Source organism: Candidatus Methanoperedens nitratireducens (assembly GCF_000685155.1).
Lineage (GTDB): Archaea > Halobacteriota > Methanosarcinia > Methanosarcinales > Methanoperedenaceae > Methanoperedens > Methanoperedens nitratireducens.
On the sequence record NZ_JMIY01000004.1, the window covers coordinates 177,803 to 195,452 of the forward strand.

The window sequence follows — 17,650 nt, forward strand, 5'->3', positions numbered from 1 at the left end:
CTCATCACACGATCTTAGCCCATAAGAAGTTCTCCATCACCTTCAACCCCTGCGGTGTGAGAACAGATTCAGGATGGAACTGTAATCCAAATATAGGTCTTTTCCTGTGCTTTATTCCCATTATTATATTATCATCAGTCCTTGCCGTCACCGCGAGCTCGCGCGGCAGCCCTGTTATGGCAAGGGAGTGATACCGCCCTCCAACAATCGGACTGGGCAGTCCCTGGTATATGCTGTTGCCATTGTGGTATATCTGTGCTGCCTTTCCGTGTACTGGTCCTGAGGGTGAATGGCTCACCTCTCCTCCAAAGGCCACTGCTATCGCCTGGTGTCCAAGACATACGCCAAGGAGCGGGACGGTCGATTCCCTGATGATCTCAAGGCAGGTTCCTATATCTTTAGGGTTTGCTGGATGTCCCGGGCCAGGGGATATGATTATGGCATCGGGATTAATTTCTTTAACTTCATTGAGTGAAATGGTATTCGGGACAACGATGGTCTCTGGCTCGAATATGGACACGTAATCCACCAGGTTCCAGACAAAGGAATCCCTGTTATTCACGAATAAGACTTTCATATTCCTCCAATAGCCTTTATCATGGCTGCCATCTTTCGCTCTGTCTCGTTATACTCATACTCTGGATCTGAATCCGCAACTATCCCTGCGCCTGCCTGTACTATCGCCTTCCTGCCGTTCTTGATTATTGTTCTTATCACTATAGCGAAATCAGCATCCCCGTTCCATGAGTAGTAGCCCACGCCTCCGCCGTATATGCCTCTTGCCTCCTTCTCAAGATCATGTATGATCTCCATGGCGCGGATCTTGGGCGCGCCTGATAGCGTGCCTGCGGGAAATATCGCCCTTGTCGCATCGAACTGGTCGCACTCATCGCGCAGCATGCCTGATACAGTGCTCTCTATATGCTGGACATGGGAATATTTCAAGACTGACATGAAATCATCCACCCTGACAGAACCCCCTTTTGAGACCATCCGCACATCATTGCGCCCAAGGTCAACGAGCATCACATGTTCAGCCCGCTCTTTTTCACTGCCAAGCATCTCTTTTGCGAACTCTTCATCCTCCTCCTGTGTTTTTCCGCGCGGGCAGGTTCCTGCAATCGGGTTGATGATAACCTTCCGATCATGCACAGAGAGCAGGGTCTCAGGGCTTGCACCTATAATGCCTGTGCCGTTGAACTCAAAAAGGTACATGTAGGGGCTCGGGTTAACGCTTCTGAGCACGGTATAAAGCTCAAGCGGGGTCTGGTCTGTAGTTACATCATACCTGCGTGAGAGTACCACCTGGAAGATATCTCCATCGATTATATGTTTTTTTGCCCTTCTGACTGCGTCTTCATACTCCTCTTTATTCATGTTGCATGTTATCTGTGCAGGTCTGTTCTTCTGCACTGCGAGCGGTTTTGCGGATTTGATTGTAGATGCAAGTTTATCAGCATCTGCCTGTGCAGCCCTGTACACTTCTTCTGCATTATCCCTGCTCAGAACAGGCGGTGTCATGACTATATACGTCTCATCAGCAAGGTGATCGAATACCACGGTCTTTGTGGTGAGGGCAAACTGCACATCTGGAACCTGGCTTTTTTTAGCAGGAATATCAAGCCAGCAGTCATACACCATATCATAGGCACAAAAACCGATCGCTCCCCCGAGGAACGTCTGCCGATCAAAACCCCTGCCTGTATATTTTATATTTTCAACAGGAAAGGCTGATCTCAGGGCATCCATGGTATCAAAACCTGCTCTTATCCTGCCTTCCCTTCCATTTCTAATATCGCAGACTTTCAGGAGAGATGATTCGATAAGCTCAATTAGATTCGTCCTGCGTGTGTAATCAAGCGTTAAAATGCGGTTCTTGATCGTGACGACTGCATCGGGATCTGTCCCCACGAATGAGAAGCGCGCATGTCTTTTCTCTTTCTCCACCGACTCAAGGAGATATGCGCATTTTTTATCCATTAAGGCATAAAGATCAAGAGGGGAGCATTCTGTTTCAACTGCTGCCATAAGCTGTATTATCGCGGGTCTTTCTTCTGCAAGACTCTTGAACTCCTTCTCATCAATATCAAATTCCATGCATCCTCGCATTGTTGATAAAAGCTACCACTTTCTTCTGGTCTTTTATACCATCGGTCTCCACGCCCGAGGCAGTATCGACAGCATACGGGCGCACGCTCATTACCGCATCACCGACATTCTCTGGATTTAACCCGCCTGCCAGTATCACAGGCATACCTGCATGAAGAACAACTTCAGAGCTTACCTTCCAGTTATGTACTGCTCCTGTCCCGCCTGTTCTCCCATCCAGCACGGTATCGAGAAGAACAGCATCCGCTATCCCTTTCAGTTCATTTACCTGTTCTATGAGCATCTCAGGATCAGCGTTCCCGGGTACAGGGATTGTTTTGATGAGCTTTACACCTGCTTCCTTGATTTTCTTTAGTTCTGAGAGCGCCAGGGCATTATGAACCTGGACAGCAGTCGGTCTTGCAGTACCGATCATGCGTATTGCCCGCTCTGCGTTCTCTGGCATAATAACAAGCACCGAAGTAATAAAAACAGGAACCTTTGAGATTAATCTTGAGGCTTCAACAAGGCTTATTTTTCTTGGAGAGTCCACAGGTACCTCGGTGATAAAGCCCACGGCGTCTGCACCAGAATCTATCGCAGTAACAAGGTCTCGCTCGGTCTTGATGCCGCAGATTTTAACTTTCATGTTATCACCATCATTTCGTTTCCATTCTACAAACTACAAAAATCTCGCAAGCTTATCTGATTCTCCTGCAGTGCTCACGAAGTCTTTCAGCTTATTTAAAGCAGTGCCGCTGTCGATAGATTCATTTGCAATCGCTATCCCTGAAACCAGGTTCTCTGCCTTCCCGCCAACAAGCAGGGCAGCACCGGCATTGATAGCTATGATATCCCGTTTTGCCCCTTTTTTCCCTTTTAGCACCTCTACTATATCCCTGGCATTCTCTTCAGGGGTCCCACCTGCGATCTCACCCATCAAAGCGCGCCTTACGCCAAGCTCTTCAGGGGTTACGGTATATCGTGTGATCCTGCCGTTCTGGAGTTCAGCTATCTGTGTCCTGTCGGTATTTGATATCTCATCCATTCCGCTCCCATGCACGACCAGAGCTCTTCTGGTTCCAAGAATACTCAGAACCGATGCCACGGGTTCACACAGAGATTCATCAAAAACACCGATTACCTGCGCCTGTGCACTGGCAGGGTTGGTGAGCGGCCCCAGGATATTGAACACAGTCCGAAAACCAAGATCTCGCCTTACCTGTGCCACCCGCTTCATTGAGGGATGGAATACAGGGGCAAGCATGAACCCGATACCCGCTTTCTCTATTACCTTCTCTACCTGCCGGGGTGGAAGATCTATCTTAACTCCAAGTTCTCTGAGCACATCAGCACTTCCGGATTTTGATGTTATGGAGTAGTTCCCGTGCTTGGCAACATGGACTCCAGCGCCAGCAGCTACAAGAGCTGCGCCTGTGCTTACATTAATGGTACCTGTTGAATCACCCCCTGTCCCACAGGTATCCACAAGAGTCCCATTGATCTTCGGTGAGATCCTGTTAGCAGCTTTTTTCATACCGCGTGCCAGCCCTGCAATCTCAGCAGGTGCCTCGCCTTTTACTTTCAGTGCTGTTAAGAATGCAGCTATCTGTGCATCAGTCGCATCATTGAATATCTTAGATATTGCATCTTCAGCCTCCTCTGATGTCAGATCCTGGTTCTGGATGAGTTTCTGGATATACTCTTTCATAATTATCACTGTACAAAATTGTACTATAACGTGTATATGAGTACGTTGTATATAAACGTTGCGTGATGCTTTAATATTATAAAATGAATAGGTAGGAGCATGAAGCAGCAGAATGCATTCAAATTACTCGCAGCATTCATGATCGTCACAATGATAGTCGTGCCTGTTGCATATGTAGTAACAAGCCCGAGAAGCGATACCATACAGCGAACAAATGGGCAAGAGACACAGAAAAATAATTATGATCCTTACCTCTGGAGAATCAACGAACCGTTCAATTCAATTTCTGATGCTCTTAATATGACACCTTACGGTACAGTAACTGCGAATTATATGGATACTGAAAGTATGACACTGCAGATGATACAACTGACAAGTCAAACAAAAGTCGATCTAATAGATTATCCAATAATTAGTTGGATGGATTTTATTTATAAATCGAATACCACTCAGGTCTATTATAGTCATCTGAGTGACGGTAAGAACGAATCATTCCTGTTGTTAAGTAAGATGTCTCCTGAGAGAAATGATTTTGAGTATATTGTATCCCCCTATACACACGGAAACCACTATCTGCTCATAAGACAGGATCAGGGATTAAATGGGTTATATAATGTTATGGGAACTCCTGTTATTTTTGCGCCACCGCAAACAGCAATCGATACACTGGATATCATTACAAGCCTGAATAAAACAACTACAGCCTACGACCAGTATGAGGGGTTGCTCAGCAGAGTAGAACCTGCGCCTTACCAGACAATAGATTCTGGTGTAGATTTCGCTGATCAGTTCTACATGGGCATCAGAGACATAAACGGAGATTACGAGAGAACCACAGCCTACCTGAATGTAAATTCAAGCACTCTGGAAAAACTCAGACAATTAGAAGCCAACAGCACACAGAGAGGTTTTGCACAATACAACATAACCCAGGATGGGAACTATACAATAATCAAAATACTTGGGCCTGACCTGTTCAAAGTATCGAGTGAGGAAATCTCCTAGGCGCAAAATATATACCACATCATGCTGTAGAGGAGCCGATACTTTTAATCAAATGAATGATGAAGGATAATATATCCTGAAGGAGTTAATCAATATGGCACAAACGTATATTAAATTTGAAGTTCCTGCAGATTTAGCCAATAAAGCACTGGAAGCTTTAGAGATGGCGCGAGACACAGGAAAGATTAGAAAAGGAACAAACGAGACCACAAAAGCGATTGAACGTGGAATTGCAAAACTGGTAATAATAGGCGAGGATGTGAACCCGCCTGAGATCGTTGCCCATATGCCTGCGCTATGCGATGAGAAGAATACACCATACATCTTTGTCAAAAAGCAGGTAGAACTTGGTGCAGCCTGCGGGTTGACCGTTGGCAGTGGTGCGGCGGCGATAGTAGAACCAGGAAAGGGCAAGGAACTGGTCGAAGAAGTGGCACAAAAGGTTCAGGCGCTTAAGAAGTGAGAATATGGCAGATGAAGAAACAGGCTATCCTGCTGAAGTAATTGAAGTAATAGGCAAGACAGGTATGCATGGTGAGGCCATGCAGGTACAGTGCAGGATACTCGAGGGCAGGGATAAAGGAAGGATTATAACACGCAATGTAATCGGACCTATAAAGAATGGTGATATCCTGATGCTGCTTGAGACCTCACGTGAAGCAAAGAAATTAATGTCAAGGTAATATCAAGATTAAGGTGAAGCCATGGAGAAAAGGAAGTGCTCTTTCTGCGGAGTTGCAATAGAACAAGGTACAGGCAAGCTCTACGCCAGGAAGGATGGGACTGTATTCTACTTTTGCTCATCCAAATGCCAGAGGAATTTAAATCTGGGCAGAATCCCACGTAAGGTCAGATGGACCGAGGCAGGACGCAAAGCCAGAGGAAAAGCTGCAAAATAGGGTGAGACCTTGGAGCGCACGTATGTTATGGTCAAACCCGATGGCGTACAGCGCGGGCTTGTAGGAGAGGTAATGAGCAGGATTGAGCGGCGCGGACTTAAAATAGTCGCCCTGCGGATGAGCACAATTTCAAGGGAGCTAGCAAAAGAACATTATGCTGAACATGTCGAGAAACCTTTTTTTAATTCGCTGGTTGATTTTATAACATCAGGACCATCGGTCTCTATGGTTGTTGAGGGAAAAAATGCAGTCTCGGTTATGCGTGCAATAAACGGCGCTACAAACCCCGCAAATGCGGCGACGGGAAGCATACGAGGAGACTTTGCTCTGGATACAGGACGGAATATTGTCCATGCCAGCGATTCACCTGAATCTGCCAGAAGGGAGATCGATATCCATTTTGAGGAATCTGAGATCATACAGTACTCGCGGGTAGATGAGAACTGGCTGTACGAGCAGGCCAACCCCTAATCTGATTCACAGAACAAGTGTGAGATCAGATTCCACTCAGTTCCCCGATGGCATTTTCCACAGCTAAAATCACTTCTCTTTTGAGAACCATATCTCTGGCTTTATTTATGTCATAGTGCAGTATCCTATCATTTTTTAGATGCGGAATCTTAGACCGTACAAGTTTGTATACAGCTTCCGCACCTGCCCCCGCTCTTAGCGGTTTTCTAAAATCAAGACCCTGCGCTGAACATATAAGTTCAATTGCCACCACGTACGAGGCGTTCTCAAAGATTTTCCGGGCTTTTAATGCGGCTGCCATGCCCATGCTCACATGATCCTCCTTATTTGCAGAAGTGGGTATGGAATCTACACTGGCTGGATGGGCGAATACCTTATTTTCAGAGACTAAAGCTGCTGCCGTGTACTGCGCGACCATAAACCCTGAATCGAGTCCCTCTATCTCTGTTAAAAATGCGGGCAGTTCACTGAGATAAGGATTGACCAGTCGTTCAATCCGCCGTTCGCTAACACTGGCTATCTCAGATAGAGCGATACCCATGAGATCAAGGGATATGGCAATAATCTGGCCATGAAAATTGCCGCAGGATATAACTTCATCTTCATCAGGGAACAGCAATGGGTTATCAGTGGCAGAGTTGATTTCGATTTCAACTTTCTCTTTAACGAACGATAATGCATCCCTTGTGGCACCGATTATCTGGGGTATGCATCGTAATGAGTATGCATCCTGTACTTTCTTGTCATACCTGTGGGATTCCATGATCTCGCTCTGTGCCGTAAGACGTCTCAGATTATCGGCACAGGTTACCTGCCCTTTATGGGGTCTGACCTTGCCAACCTTTTCATCAAAGGCCCTTGCAGTCCCTTTCAGTGCTTCAAGGCTCATGCTTGCTGTTATTTCCGATGTCTTGATTAATATCTCCGAATCATGTATCAGCAAAGCCGCAATAGCCGTGATGACCTGAGTACCGTTTATCAGTGCAAGCCCTTCCTTTGATGAAAGTTTTATTAACGGTATCCCTGCCCGCTCCATAGCATCTTTACCGCTCATCTTTTCCCCTTTATAGAAGGCTTCACCTTTTCCCAGCATTACAAGCACCATATGGGCAAGATTGGCAAGGTCGCCGCTGGCGCCCAGTGAGCCTTTCTCAGGGATTACAGGATGTACCCCCATGTTCAACATACCGATTAAGGTCTCGATGATCTGCACCCTGACTCCGGAATATCCTTTGGACAGCGAATTTGCACGCAGCAACACTATCGCCCTTACGACATCCTCTGGAAGAGGGTCCCCTACTCCTGTGGAGTGGCTGAGTATAAGGTTCTCCTGAAGTCTATCTGATTGTTCTTTTGAGATGAAGATATTGTCGAATGCTCCAAAACCCGTAGTAACACCATACACAACTTTTTCAGACGCCACAAGCGACTCAACGAACTCGCGACATTTCACGACTTTTTGTTTAGCATCTGCTGAGAGTTCCACTTTTTCAAAATTGCGGGCAACTGAAACGATGTCTTTAATGGAAAGGGTTTCACCATCTATAATTACTGGCATAATGATTCCATCACCATACTCAAGTTTATCACTTTAGTTTAGAGTTTTTTACATTTAAATTGTCCTGATTAAGTATTTACTTATAGTGGGAGATATAAAGAAAAGATAGGGTTGGTCATTAAAATGAATTTCCTCCAAAAACCCTCTGTCCAGATATATGAACCACAGCATGATCCAAATGATCTCCGAGTAAAAAACATAATTATGCCGAGTTCCAAAGATCGGCCTATAGAAATCGGAATTATTGGAGTTCCCTTCGATAAAGCAGTCTCACTTGGAGGTGGACGTGAGGGCTCAAGATTTGCTCCTGATGTTTTAAGGAAGGCTTTAAAGAAATATGGAACCACCTTCAATATAGAGCAGAAGATCGATATCAGCGATTTGAATATTGTGGATTTTGGAGACGTATCCGTCACGGAAGACATAGCAGAGACGCACGAAAGAATAACGGCAGCAGTTAATCATTTATTGACAAAAGGAATACTTCCCATTGTAATAGGGGGTGGACATGATACATCAATCGGAACGGTCAGGGCATTATCTGAATTCCATTCCAGGGAAATTGGTGGGATAAACATCGATGCACACTTCGATGTGCGTGAGATCATTGATAACAGAATTACCAGCGGGACCCCGTTTCGGAAACTTCTGGAGACGGGGTTACTTAAAGGGGAAAATTTTGTTGAAATGGGAGCCCACGATAATTTAAATTCAAGAACTTATTACGATTATCTTATGTTCAAAAAAGTGTCTGTATTTATACTTCCAGATGTCGTAGCCGGAATTCCAACAATAATGGAAAAGGCACTGAAAATTGCAGGTTCAAATACAAGGTCTGTATTTATCAGCATTGATATTGATTCTGTTGCCCAGTGTTTTGCACCCGGAAGCAGTGCACCCGATGCATGGGGATTCGATCCGGAGCAGATAAGAGAACTGGCTTTTCTGGCAGGGGCCTCAAAAGCTGTAAAACTTCTTGATATTGTAGAAATAAATCCCAGGTTTGATGTGGATAATAGAACTGCAAGATTGGGCGCATCCATTATTATTAGTTTTTTAAACGGGTTTAAAATGAGAAGGGGTGTTTAAGATGGCAAGACCGATGTATTATGAAGAAAAACCAAAAGGAAGTATTAAGGCGTATACCGGTGGGGAACTTCACTGCAAGAACTGGGACGCAGAGGCAGCGCTGCGAATGCTCATGAACAATCTTGACCCGCATGTAGCGGTCAATCCTGATGAGCTTATAGTCTATGGAGGCTCGGGAAGAGCAGCAAGAAACTGGAGAGAATATAATAGAATCGTTAAGGCATTGCAAACACTGGAAAACAATGAAACGCTGTGCATCCAGTCAGGAAAGCCAGTATATATTGCGCCTACCCATAAAGAAGCTCCAAGAGTGATAATCGCTAACTCCAATATAGTTCCGAAGTGGGCAACCCAGGAAAACTTTGATAGATACGATGAACTGGGCCTGACCATGTACGGGCAGATGACGGCAGGTAGCTGGATCTATATCGGCACACAGGGAATACTTCAGGGAACATATGAAACACTTGCTGCGGTTGCAAAAACACACTTTAATTCAGATTCTTTAAAAGATAAATTCGTATTGACTGCAGGAATGGGCGGCATGAGCGGTGCACAACCAATGGCTGCAACCATGAACGAGGCAGTTATACTCGATGTCGAGGTCCGCGAAGAAAGAATCAGAAGGAAAGTGGAGGAAGGCTATTGCGACAGAATCACATCAAGAATAGACGAGGCAATAAAATGGGTTATGGAAGCTAAACGGGAGGAAACGCCCTTATCTGTTGGATTAGTTGGAAACGCTGCAAAAGTGCATCCTGAGCTTGTTAACCGGAATATAACTCCAGATATTGTTACGGATCAGACCCCTGCCCACGACCTGTCCAGTTATGTTCCCATTGGAGACCTGAAAGAACTGGATGAGTTGAGAGAGGCAGATCGAGAAGAATATCATCGCAGGGCATTGAGTTCTATTAGACTGCATGTTGAAGCGATACTGGAGATGCAAAGGCGCGGTGCCATTGTATTTGATTATGGAAACAACCTTCGTGAACAGGCGGAACGCGCAGGTGTAGATATACGGGATGAAAAGGATGGGTTTAAATACAAAGGTTTTGTGTTGGAATACATCCGTCCTCTGTTTTGTGTTGGTAAAGGGCCTTTCAGATGGGCTGCACTCTCTGGAGATCCGGAAGATATAGAAGCTATAGATGCTAAAATCCTCAAGATGTTTCCAGAGGATAAGGCATTAGCGCGCTGGATCAAATTGGCATCAAAGAAAGTACCGACATTGGGTTTGCCTTCAAGGGTATGCTGGCTTGGATACGGAAACCGCGCAAAACTGGGCGTTGAGATTAACAGAATGGTCGCATCGGGTGAAATCAAAGCTCCAGTGGTAATTGGAAGAGATCATCTGGATTGCGGATCCGCTGCATCACCCTATAGAGAAACCGAAGGAATGATGGACGGCAGTGATGCAATTGCAGATTGGCCACTGCTTAATTTTGCCCTGAATGCCATAAATGGCGCAAGCTGGGTGAGCTTCCATCATGGAGGTGGGGTTGGAATTGGAAATTCCCTTCATGCCGGGTTAGTCATAGTTGCAGATGGAACTGATGAGCGCGAAGAGCGATTGAAAAGAGTATTAACTGTAGACCCGGGAATCGGAATCGCAAGGCATGTGGACGCAGGTTATCAAATTGCAATGGATATTGCAAAGCAGAAAATGGTAAAAATACCGCAATAGTATATCTGGAGTTATAGAATCACATTAATATGAAACCAATAGCAGACCTGATAATAATCAATGCAAATGAATTATTGACATTATCCGGAAACTCATCCAGGCCAAGAACAAATAAACAAATGGATGATCTTGGAATTATCCCGAATGGTTCCCTGGCCATTTCAAAGGATAAAATAATTGCCTGTGGGAATTCAGATGATGTTATAAAAGAAGTGTCAAAAACCCCTCACACCGTGGAAATTGATGCCTCCGATAAAGTTGTAATGCCTGGTTTTATTGACTGCCACACACACTTGGTATTTGCAGGCTCAAGAGAAAATGAATTTGAACAAAGAATTAAAGGTGCAAGCTATCTGGACATTTTAAAGTCAGGAGGTGGGATATTTAACACCGTTCGAGCTACAAGGGCTGCAGGCAAAGAGGAACTAATCAAAAAATCACTGAAGCATCTGGACACGATGTTAAAGTTCGGAACAACTACCATCGAGGCAAAAAGCGGGTATGGATTGACAATAGAGGATGAATCAAAGCAACTGCAGGTTATGAAAGAATTAAATAAAATACATCCTATCGATATAATACCTACTTTTTTGGTGCACGTTACACCGCCTGAATTTAATAGTAGAGAAGATTACATTGATTTTGTCATCAATGACATGCTTCCGAAAATGCGGGGTATGGCGGAATTTTGTGACATTTTCTGCGAACATAATGTGTTTAATCTTGATCAGTCGCGGCAAGTTCTAGCTGCCGCAGAGAAACAGGGTTTTAAATTAAAAATTCATGCCGACCAATTAACTGATACTGGCGGTGCACAACTTGCGGCAAAGCTGCACGCAACCTCAGCAGGCCATTTGGATCATATATCGATAGAAGGTATCGATGCGATGGCAAACAGCAAAACCATTGCTGTATTGCTTCCTGGCGCATCGTTCTTTCTTGGATCGGATACATACGCACCAGCATCTGAAATGATCTCAAAGGGCATAGCAGTTGCGCTGAGTACGGATTTTAATCCTGGCTCGTGTCCAACTGAATCTATGCAAATTATTTTAACGCTGGCATGTATAAAAATGAAAATGTCGCCCGCACAGGCAATCAATGCCGCTACAATAAATGCAGCTCATGCAATAAATAGAGCAGATATCATTGGAAGTCTGGAAGTGGGAAAGAGAGCAGATATAATAATCTTAGATGTACCAAATTACAAATGTATACCGTATCATTTTGGAGTAAATCTCGTCTACAATGTAGTAAAAAAAGGAAAGATTGTAATTGGGAAGAGGATAACTTAATTAACAATCAAGGAAATAACATAAAATGGGGAACCATGGATTTTTCCTTCACAGAAGAACAAAAACTTTTCAGAAAGTCTGTAAGAGAGTTCTGCGAGAAAAAGCTTGCTCCTCGTGCGAGTGAAATCGACGAGAAAGGAGAAATTCCTCATGAAGTTCTGGCTGATATGGCAACTTTTGGGCTTCTTGGAATAACTATTTCAGAGGAATATGGTGGCTCAGGGGCAGACTTTGTTACAGCGGCAATAGCGGCTGAGGAAATAGCCAGAGCTGATATAAGCATGGCTACTGCCGTTTATTATCTGGTAGAAGCCGGCTGGGGTTTCCTGATGGATAGATATGGGAACAAGAGAGCTAAAGAGGAAATTCTTCCTGATGTAACGAAAGGAAAAAAATTTCTGGGCATAGCTTCGACCGAGGCTGGCGGAGGCTCGGATATTGCGTCTATATCTACTACAATGGAAAAAAATGACGGAAAACTGGTAGTAAATGGCGCAAAGACTTTCATAAGCGGGGTCAGGGAAGCTGCTAAATACGGAGGAGGTTATGTAACAATTGTAAAAACAAGCCCGGAACTCAAGCATAAAGGTCTATCTCTCTGCTACCTTCCGGTAAAAGATATAGCAGGAATAACTACCAGTATTTTTAAACAGATGGGGAGAGAAGGAATATCTACCGGTACCATAAACATAAACAATGTAGGAATACCTTCACATTATCTAATAGGGGAATGGGATAATGGATTTTATTATGCCATGGAAGGTTTTAACTGCGCCAGAACATTGGTAGCTGCAGCATGTATAGGTGCCGCCGAGAAGGCGTTAGAATCCGGAATTGAGTATATAAAGGAAAGACATGCTTTCGGCACTTCTCTTGCCAGGTTTGAAGGAATACAGTTTCAACTGGCAGAGGATTATATAAAACTTGAATCTGCAAGATTGCTTGTCTATAAAGCAGCCTGGATGCTTGATCAAATGTACACTGAAAACAGGTTCAATCATAAAGAAATAAATAAAGCCGTAGCTTGCGCTAAACTTATTGCGCCGACAGTAGCTTTTGATATCATTAAGGATGTATTGACATGGCATGGAGCATACGGCTATACCAAAGAAGCAGGGCTGGAGCGAGGTTTAAGGGGCGTAGCTTCTTATATAATTGGGGCAGAAGGAGCCCAGAATATCATGAAGATTATAATTGGCAGAGAAATTTTGGGGAAAGAGTTTGCCCCTTACTGAATCCTTCAGATCCGAATAATAAACCAATAATGGAGAGAAGTGATTGTGGATATTGTTGTGGATTGCGTCTCCTCACTTCTCGATCAGTACAAACCAGAGCTTCTTTCCAAAAGCCTGGGATGAGCCTATTTAAAGCATGTGCATACATCCTGCCGCCCATCACATTTTTTGCTCCCGGATACTTGCCTCTCTCTAATATCAATACATTGAATCCCATCTTTGCAAGTGAATAGGCTGCTGCACAGCCTCCCGGACCTGCGCCAACGATTATGACGTCAAATTTTTCGGCCATTTTAAAAATCAATCGCCTTTAAACCTGGGCTTTCTCTTCTCCAGAAATGCATTTATACCTTCCATATGATCATTCGAAGCAAAGCACTCTGAAAACGAAACAATCTCCATCTCAAGCCCTTTCTTAATCTCCTGATTTTTATTTATCAAACCTTTAGCTATTCTAACGGCTATCGGGCTTTTTTCAGCAAGAACCTGTGCCATCTCCTCTGCTTTCTCTATCAGCTCTTCATCTCCTACCACCTTATTTATAAGCCCGATATATTCTGCCTCTTTCGCATCTATAATTCTGCCAGTCAGTATCATTTCCTTTGCTCTCCCTATGCCAACCAGCCTGGTAAGCCGCTGCGTACCTCCAAAACCCGGAATAAGACCGAGGTTCACCTCAGGCTGACCGAATTTTGCATTCTTACATGCTATTCTTATATCACAGGCAAGAGCCAACTCGCATCCTGCGCCCAGGGCATATCCGTTAACTGCCGCAATCACAGGTTTTTCCATATTCTCCACCTGACTGAATATCTTATGACCCAGTCTGGAAAAAACCTCGGCTTCCGCTGGATGTTTCTCTTTCAGCTCTTTAATGTTAGCCCCAGTACAGAAATTTTTATTCCCGGTTATAATTACAGCCCTTACCTGTTCGTCCTTCTCAAGTTGTGTCATAGAATCGTCGAGTTCTTGAAGCATTCCTGTATTCAGGGCATTCATAGTTTCAGGCATGTTTAAAATGATAACCCCAATTTCTTCTTTTTTCTCTATCTTAATAGATTTATTTTCTGTATTCATAGAATCCTTCTCCGCTTTTTCTCCCGAACTTCCCTCCTGCTACCATTTTTCGCAGAAGCGGACAGTATCTCTTTCTCAGCGAAATCTCCAATCGATTCCAGGATTAAATTATAGTCCCCTGCAGGAAAAAGCATCTCAATTACGTTTTTTTGCTCCTGTATGTAAAACATGGTCTATCTCTCCACGATTATTGCCACAGCATTCCCCCCACCCAGGCAGAGAGTTGCCAGTCCTCTTTTAAGTCCCCGTTCCTTCAAAGCATAAAGCAGCGTTACAAGTATTCTTGCGCCGCTGCACCCTATCGGGTGACCCAGTGCAATAGCTCCACCATTTACATTCAACTTCTCCGCGTCAATACCTAGTTCTCTGGCTATTGCAATTGAAGCAGAGGCATAGGCTTCGTTATGCTCAACTAAATCCATATCATCTATAGTAAAGCTTGTCTTTTTTAGCAGTTTCTTGACAGTTGGAATAGGGGCTTCCATAACATCCTCTGGCTTTGTTCCTCCAGTTGCGTAATCAGTTACTCTGACAAGTGGTTTTACTCCCAATTCCTCTGCTTTTCTTGCTGAAGTTACTACAAGTGCGGAAGCACCATCACTGAGCTGGGAACTGTTGCCTGCAGTTAGAATTCCGTCTTCTTTGAAAACAGGCGGAAGTTTTGTCAGTTTCTCTAAAGAAGTATCTTTTCTTACGCCTTCGTCTATCTCGATCTCAACGCCCTGAACTTCAACAGGTATTATTTCGTCTTTGAATTTTCCGCCCTTTATCGCCTGCAAGGCTTTTTGATGGCTCCTTAGAGCGAACTCATCTGCATCATCTCTGGTTATGCCGTATTTTTCAGCTATTCTTTCTCCTGTAATACCCATGTGGTAGTTATTATATACATCCCATAAACCATCGAAAACAAGCGCATCTGTAATTGAAGTATCTCCAATCTTCACACCCCACCGAAGATTTCTCTGCAAATGGGGAGCAGCGCTCATATTTTCCATTCCACCCGCAACTATTATTTCGTAGTCGCCTGCTTTTATCGCCTGAGCAGCAAGCATGACCGCTTTAAGTCCTGAGCCGCATACTTTATTTACAGTGAACGAACCTATTTCAGGTGGAACTCCAGCATAGATCGCAGCCTGTCTGGCAGGATTCTGACCTAAGCCAGCGGAAATTACATTGCCCATAATAACTTCCTCCACGTCTTGCATCTGGATACCCGCCCTTTTTACAGCCTCTTTTATCACAGTGGCTCCCAGCTTCACAGCAGAGACATCCTTAAATGCACGACCAAACTTACCAACAGCAGTCCTTACACCGCTAATCAGAACAGCTTCTTCAGGCATGAATTATCATTGTTATTCATTATACATAAATTTTAGCCAACAATATTGCTCTGAATCCAAGCTTTTTCATCGCTTTAAATGCGCCATAAACAAGATCCTGGATGAGTCGTTGGAGGTCTCGGCAAAAAGATATGATACTAGAAAAATCCAGATGCCAGCGAAGTAATAATACCTCTTATGTTTTCAATTCTGTCAGCCAGACTTCGCCAGTGCCTATAAAAATCAATATACATAGATAGACTTATGATAGTTATATATGTTTTAAAGATACATAAAGCGCTATTGCAAATGCAATAGCTATTATAACATAGAAAAACAAATAAAAAGTAGTATAAAATTGGAGTTTAGTATAATCTAATGAATATGGCACAGAATCTGCGCACCCCCATAGTATGCGTTATGGGACATGTCGATCATGGTAAAACATCGCTTCTTGATAAGATAAGAGGCACTACAATAGCGGAGCGGGAGGCTGGCCTGATAACGCAGCATATCGGTGCAACTGAAGTACCGCTTGATGTAATAAAACGTGTATGCGGACCTATCTTTAGGGGAGAGACAAATGTACCCGGGCTGCTCTTTATCGATACACCGGGACACAGGGCGTTTACCACACTCAGGGCAAGGGGAGGAGCACTGGCAGATCTTGCAGTACTTGTTGTTGATATAAACGAGGGATTCCAGCCCCAGACCACTGAGGCAGTGGAAATACTGAAGAGATTTAAAACGCCGTTTGTGGTTGCTGCAAATAAGATCGATAGGATCTCAGGCTGGAACCCACAACCCGGAAAGCCGTTCATATTATCATACCCAGAACAGGCAGAGCATGTTAAAACTGCGCTGGATGAAAAATTATACGTGGTTATAGGCAAGCTCTATGAAATGGGATTCAGCTCTGATCGGTACGACAGGGTGCGCGATTTCCAGCGAAATATAGGCGTGATACCGCTCAGTGCAAAGACTGGCGAGGGCATACCTGATCTCCTCATGGTGTTGATGGGGCTTGCCAAGAGGTTCCTTGAAAAAGATCTTGAGTACAGGGCTGTTGGACCAGGTACAGGGACTGTTCTTGAGGTAAAAGAGGAGGTGGGTCTTGGCACAACCCTGGATGTTATATTATACGACGGTGAATTAGATGTTGGAGATACTATAGTTGTGGGAAGTCTGGGAGGCCCTATAGTTACTAAGGTACGGGCTCTTTTGAAACCCAGGCCGCTTTCTGAGATGCGCGCTGAGGAGAAATTCAAGCGTGTAAAGAAAGTGGTTGCCGCATCGGGCGTTAAAATTTCGGCACCAAATCTTGAAGATGCACTTGCAGGCTCACAGATAAGGGTAGCAGTGGGCAATGTCGATGAACTGGCAAATCAGATAAAATCCGAGATAGATGCTGTAAGGATCGAGACCCAGACAAGCGGGATATTGATTAAAGCAGATACCATCGGCTCACTTGAAGCTATTGTGAACGAATTGAAGAAAGAGAATATACAGATACACAGGGCAGATATAGGCGATATATCAAAACGCGATGTCACAGAGGTAAAGACCATAAAAGACCCGCTTCTATCAGTGATCGTCGGGTTCAATGTGGATATCCTCCCGGATGCCAGAGATGAGCTGGCTGGTTCAGATATCAAGGTGTTCATAGATGATGTTATCTACAAGCTTATCGAGGATTATAATAAGTGGGTAACAGAACAAAAACAGCTCATTGAGAAGAAGCGCTATGAGACCATCATAAAGCCAGGCAGGTTTATGATACTGCCTAACTGTACGTTCAGGCAGAGCAAGCCTGCTGTCGTGGGTGTGCGCGTAATGGGCGGGGTGATAAGAACTAACCTTGGAGTTATGAAAGAGGATGGTACGGCTGTAGGAAGGATAAAGGGCATCCAGGAGCACAATGAGAATATCAGCGAGGCTGCAAAAGGCAAGGAAGTGGCTGTTGCTATAGACGGGCCGATTGTGGGGCGCCATATAAAGGAAGGGGATATACTCTATATTGATGTGCCTGAGAAACATGCGAAGATCGCTGAGCAGGAACTCTTTGAATCGATGTCGGTTGAGGATAAAGAGGCGCTCATGGCATTCATGGAGATAAAGAGGAGAGAGAATCCGTTCTGGGGGAAGTAACAAGAGATATAGAGATAAAGCTTTTTAAGGTTAAAAGTATAGTTAGTTCTTACCAGATAAACATGATT

General features: G+C 44.3%; 19 protein-coding genes. 10 read left to right on the top strand and 9 right to left on the bottom strand.

Annotation, left to right across the window (positions count from 1 at the left end):
- Positions 1-4: 4 nt before the first annotated feature.
- Genes ANME2D_RS09300 through trpD form a run of 4 tightly spaced genes read right to left on the bottom strand, consistent with a single transcriptional unit; the run spans position 5 to position 3,799 of the window.
- Positions 5-577, bottom strand: coding sequence for an anthranilate synthase component II (locus ANME2D_RS09300; RefSeq protein WP_048090911.1), 573 nt, complete (start codon positions 575-577; stop codon positions 5-7).
- Positions 574-2,097 (bottom strand): anthranilate synthase component I, encoded by a 1,524-nt coding sequence (gene trpE / locus ANME2D_RS09305; protein ID WP_048090913.1) that lies wholly within the window; start codon positions 2,095-2,097, stop codon positions 574-576. The genes ANME2D_RS09300 and trpE overlap by 4 nt, the downstream gene beginning before the upstream one ends.
- Entirely contained in the window at positions 2,087-2,737 is a 651-nt protein-coding gene (locus ANME2D_RS09310) for a phosphoribosylanthranilate isomerase (protein WP_048090915.1), read from the bottom strand. The genes trpE and ANME2D_RS09310 overlap by 11 nt, the downstream gene beginning before the upstream one ends.
- Positions 2,738-2,770: 33 nt before the next feature.
- Positions 2,771-3,799: an anthranilate phosphoribosyltransferase gene (gene trpD / locus ANME2D_RS09315; protein WP_048090917.1), complete on the bottom strand. Its 1,029-nt coding sequence runs from the start codon at positions 3,797-3,799 to the stop codon at positions 2,771-2,773.
- Between the two features lie 99 nt (positions 3,800-3,898).
- Here trpD and ANME2D_RS09320 point away from each other — a divergent pair, with 99 nt between their 5' ends.
- The 5 genes from ANME2D_RS09320 to ndk all read left to right on the top strand — a co-directional run bounded on the left by ANME2D_RS09320 (position 3,899) and on the right by ndk (position 6,174).
- Positions 3,899-4,804, top strand: coding sequence for a hypothetical protein (locus ANME2D_RS09320; protein WP_048090919.1), 906 nt, complete (start codon positions 3,899-3,901; stop codon positions 4,802-4,804).
- Between the two features lie 94 nt (positions 4,805-4,898).
- A complete protein-coding gene (rpl7ae, locus tag ANME2D_RS09325) occupies positions 4,899-5,267 on the top strand; it encodes a 50S ribosomal protein L7Ae (protein WP_048090921.1) in 369 nt (122 codons plus the stop codon).
- Positions 5,268-5,271: 4 nt separating this feature from the next.
- Complete coding sequence (locus tag ANME2D_RS09330) at positions 5,272-5,487, top strand: 30S ribosomal protein S28e (RefSeq protein WP_048090923.1); 216 nt, start codon at positions 5,272-5,274, stop codon at positions 5,485-5,487.
- A 21-nt stretch (positions 5,488-5,508) separates the two neighbouring features.
- Positions 5,509-5,703 (top strand): 50S ribosomal protein L24e, encoded by a 195-nt coding sequence (locus ANME2D_RS09335; RefSeq protein WP_048090925.1) that lies wholly within the window; start codon positions 5,509-5,511, stop codon positions 5,701-5,703.
- 9 nt (positions 5,704-5,712) lie between these two features.
- Complete coding sequence (gene ndk / locus ANME2D_RS09340) at positions 5,713-6,174, top strand: nucleoside-diphosphate kinase (RefSeq protein WP_081810216.1); 462 nt, start codon at positions 5,713-5,715, stop codon at positions 6,172-6,174.
- A 25-nt stretch (positions 6,175-6,199) separates the two neighbouring features.
- On the opposite strand, the gene hutH is transcribed toward ndk, so the two are convergent.
- Positions 6,200-7,732 carry a histidine ammonia-lyase gene (gene hutH, locus ANME2D_RS09345; protein ID WP_048090939.1) on the bottom strand — a complete coding sequence of 511 codons (1,533 nt, stop codon included), beginning with the start codon at positions 7,730-7,732 and terminating at the stop codon, positions 6,200-6,202.
- 111 nt (positions 7,733-7,843) lie between these two features.
- Between hutH and ANME2D_RS09350 the strand changes: the two genes are divergently transcribed.
- From ANME2D_RS09350 to ANME2D_RS09365, 4 genes are read left to right on the top strand one after another with little or no spacing between them, the layout of a single operon-like run.
- Entirely contained in the window at positions 7,844-8,821 is a 978-nt protein-coding gene (locus tag ANME2D_RS09350) for a formimidoylglutamase (RefSeq protein ID WP_206741774.1), read from the top strand.
- A gap of 1 nt (position 8,822) precedes the next feature.
- The gene (gene hutU / locus ANME2D_RS09355; protein WP_198527398.1) at positions 8,823-10,508 is read left to right on the top strand and encodes a urocanate hydratase; all 1,686 of its coding nucleotides are present in this window, start codon (positions 8,823-8,825) and stop codon (positions 10,506-10,508) included.
- Positions 10,509-10,537: 29 nt separating this feature from the next.
- On the top strand, positions 10,538-11,803 hold the full coding sequence (gene hutI / locus ANME2D_RS09360) for an imidazolonepropionase (RefSeq protein ID WP_048090943.1): 1,266 nt from the start codon (positions 10,538-10,540) through the stop codon (positions 11,801-11,803).
- A gap of 35 nt (positions 11,804-11,838) precedes the next feature.
- Complete coding sequence (locus ANME2D_RS09365) at positions 11,839-13,038, top strand: acyl-CoA dehydrogenase family protein (RefSeq protein WP_048090945.1); 1,200 nt, start codon at positions 11,839-11,841, stop codon at positions 13,036-13,038.
- Here ANME2D_RS09365 and ANME2D_RS17390 read toward each other — a convergent pair.
- The 4 genes from ANME2D_RS17390 to ANME2D_RS09375 all read right to left on the bottom strand — a co-directional run bounded on the left by ANME2D_RS17390 (position 12,992) and on the right by ANME2D_RS09375 (position 15,455).
- Positions 12,992-13,330, bottom strand: a complete 339-nt coding sequence (locus ANME2D_RS17390; protein ID WP_081810225.1) for an FAD-dependent oxidoreductase — start codon at positions 13,328-13,330, stop codon at positions 12,992-12,994. The genes ANME2D_RS09365 and ANME2D_RS17390 overlap by 47 nt on opposite strands.
- A gap of 8 nt (positions 13,331-13,338) precedes the next feature.
- Positions 13,339-14,115, bottom strand: a complete 777-nt coding sequence (locus ANME2D_RS09370; RefSeq protein ID WP_048090947.1) for an enoyl-CoA hydratase/isomerase family protein — start codon at positions 14,113-14,115, stop codon at positions 13,339-13,341.
- Positions 14,099-14,161: a hypothetical protein gene (locus tag ANME2D_RS19030; RefSeq protein WP_394295702.1), complete on the bottom strand. Its 63-nt coding sequence runs from the start codon at positions 14,159-14,161 to the stop codon at positions 14,099-14,101. The genes ANME2D_RS09370 and ANME2D_RS19030 overlap by 17 nt, the downstream gene beginning before the upstream one ends.
- 127 nt (positions 14,162-14,288) lie before the next feature.
- The gene (locus ANME2D_RS09375; RefSeq protein WP_048090949.1) at positions 14,289-15,455 is read right to left on the bottom strand and encodes an acetyl-CoA C-acetyltransferase; all 1,167 of its coding nucleotides are present in this window, start codon (positions 15,453-15,455) and stop codon (positions 14,289-14,291) included.
- 357 nt (positions 15,456-15,812) lie between these two features.
- On the opposite strand from ANME2D_RS09375, the gene infB reads away from it, so the two are divergent.
- On the top strand, positions 15,813-17,582 hold the full coding sequence (gene infB, locus ANME2D_RS09380; RefSeq protein ID WP_048090951.1) for a translation initiation factor IF-2: 1,770 nt from the start codon (positions 15,813-15,815) through the stop codon (positions 17,580-17,582).
- Positions 17,583-17,650: the final 68 nt, after the last annotated feature.

Coding starts and splice junctions, on each gene's coding strand:
- ANME2D_RS09370 (WP_048090947.1), bottom strand. CDS start 14,115: ATGAATACAGAAAATAAATCTATTAAGATAGAGAAAAAAGAAGAAATT.
- ANME2D_RS09320 (WP_048090919.1), top strand. CDS start 3,899: ATGAAGCAGCAGAATGCATTCAAATTACTCGCAGCATTCATGATCGTC.
- hutU (WP_198527398.1), top strand. CDS start 8,823: ATGGCAAGACCGATGTATTATGAAGAAAAACCAAAAGGAAGTATTAAG.
- ANME2D_RS17390 (WP_081810225.1), bottom strand. CDS start 13,330: ATGGCCGAAAAATTTGACGTCATAATCGTTGGCGCAGGTCCGGGAGGC.
- ANME2D_RS09330 (WP_048090923.1), top strand. CDS start 5,272: ATGGCAGATGAAGAAACAGGCTATCCTGCTGAAGTAATTGAAGTAATA.
- rpl7ae (WP_048090921.1), top strand. CDS start 4,899: ATGGCACAAACGTATATTAAATTTGAAGTTCCTGCAGATTTAGCCAAT.
- ANME2D_RS09300 (WP_048090911.1), bottom strand. CDS start 577: ATGAAAGTCTTATTCGTGAATAACAGGGATTCCTTTGTCTGGAACCTG.
- infB (WP_048090951.1), top strand. CDS start 15,813: ATGAATATGGCACAGAATCTGCGCACCCCCATAGTATGCGTTATGGGA.
- ANME2D_RS09375 (WP_048090949.1), bottom strand. CDS start 15,455: ATGCCTGAAGAAGCTGTTCTGATTAGCGGTGTAAGGACTGCTGTTGGT.
- trpD (WP_048090917.1), bottom strand. CDS start 3,799: ATGAAAGAGTATATCCAGAAACTCATCCAGAACCAGGATCTGACATCA.
- ANME2D_RS09335 (WP_048090925.1), top strand. CDS start 5,509: ATGGAGAAAAGGAAGTGCTCTTTCTGCGGAGTTGCAATAGAACAAGGT.
- hutI (WP_048090943.1), top strand. CDS start 10,538: ATGAAACCAATAGCAGACCTGATAATAATCAATGCAAATGAATTATTG.
- ANME2D_RS09310 (WP_048090915.1), bottom strand. CDS start 2,737: ATGAAAGTTAAAATCTGCGGCATCAAGACCGAGCGAGACCTTGTTACT.
- hutH (WP_048090939.1), bottom strand. CDS start 7,732: ATGCCAGTAATTATAGATGGTGAAACCCTTTCCATTAAAGACATCGTT.
- trpE (WP_048090913.1), bottom strand. CDS start 2,097: ATGGAATTTGATATTGATGAGAAGGAGTTCAAGAGTCTTGCAGAAGAA.
- ANME2D_RS09365 (WP_048090945.1), top strand. CDS start 11,839: ATGGATTTTTCCTTCACAGAAGAACAAAAACTTTTCAGAAAGTCTGTA.